This window comes from Microcystis sp. M53603_WE2, assembly GCF_030065435.1.
This window is the reverse complement of the sequence record NZ_JASJFF010000743.1, coordinates 1-1,321: the sequence shown is the minus strand read 5'-3', so window position 1 is coordinate 1,321 and position 1,321 is coordinate 1. Positions and strand designations below refer to the sequence as shown.

At 35.7% G+C, this 1,321-nt stretch carries 1 protein-coding gene; it reads left to right on the top strand.

Annotated elements, in window-relative coordinates; all coding sequences use genetic code 11:
• Positions 1–544: 544 nt before the first annotated feature.
• Positions 545–1,123: a transposase gene (locus PX481_RS16075; RefSeq protein ID WP_002761735.1), complete on the top strand. Its 579-nt coding sequence runs from the start codon at positions 545–547 to the stop codon at positions 1,121–1,123.
• Positions 1,124–1,321: the final 198 nt, after the last annotated feature.

Sequence of the window (1,321 nt, the reverse complement as noted above, 5' to 3'; positions counted from 1 at the left end):
TATAATCACCGTAACAACAATTCAGATCGTAGGGATAATTCCGTAAGGATAATTCCGTAAGGATAATTCCGTAGGGATAATTCCGTAGGGATAATTCCGTAGGGATAATTCCGTAGGGATAATTCATGAATTATCCCTACTCAGGAATGCTTTGTTTAATGCTTGTCGGGGAGAGAAATTTTCCGTGTTCATACCTTTATCCCTATTCCTACCCATCCCGGTTTTGGAGTCTATTTTTTTCTCTCTTATCTTCCCTCAAAAACCCTATATATATGGGCGCACGGATTCCCATTATACATAAAGTCTAAAGCAAGTCTCGCCATTTGTCAAGGGTTTTGAGAAAATCTCCCCACTTCCCAAGATGTGAGGGAAATTGCCAGTAAGTTTGCAGGGGTAGAAAGGTTAAAGGAAGCGGTCCCAACGCGCTCGCTACGCGAGACCGAGCAGTTACAATTATTGTTATCTTCAGCTTAATCTTATTTTACTAAATAGCCAAAAACTAAAATAAGATTCCTATTTATTGTCCTGACAAGGAGATGAATAAATGAATAACTTTTCTGATAAACCCCATCGTCGTTCCTTAAGATTATCTCACTATGATTATTCTCAATCGGCTGCATATTTTGTGACAATCTGTATTAAAAATAGTGAAAATTTATTAGGGGACATACAAGATAACGTCATGAATCTTAATCAATTTGGTCAAGTTGTTAAGGATATTTGGCATAGTTTAGATACTCGTTATAAAGAAGTTATTTTAGATGAATTTGTGATTATGCCTAATCATATTCACGGAATAATATTTATTGATAACCCATTAGAGATAATTCATGAATTATCTCTACCAGAGGAAAGGCGAAAAATGTTGTTACCTAAAGTGGTTGGTTATTTTAAAATGAATAGTGCTAAACTGATTAATCAATTGCAGAGTACTCAAGGTCAATCGGTTTGGCAAAAGAATTATTATGAACATATTATCCGTGATGAGGTTTCCTTAACGAAAATTAGAGAATATATTGTTAATAATCCTTTAAAATGGCATCAAGATATCGAAAATCAGCAAGTCAAACCTAGTCAGGAGGAAGTTCAGTTTTGGCAAAGCTTCGGTAGAAAGGATTTATAATCACTGTAACAACAATTCCTATCGTAGGGATAATTCCGTAGGGATAATTCCGTAGGGATAATTCCGTAGGGATAATTCATGAATTATCCCTACTCAGGAATGCTTTGTTTAATGCTTGTCGGGGAGAGAAATTTTCCTTGTTCAGACCTTTATCCTTGTTCCTACCCACCCCGATTTTTGAGTCTATTTTTTTCTCTC

Coding starts and splice junctions, on each gene's coding strand:
- PX481_RS16075 (WP_002761735.1), top strand. CDS start 545: ATGAATAACTTTTCTGATAAACCCCATCGTCGTTCCTTAAGATTATCT.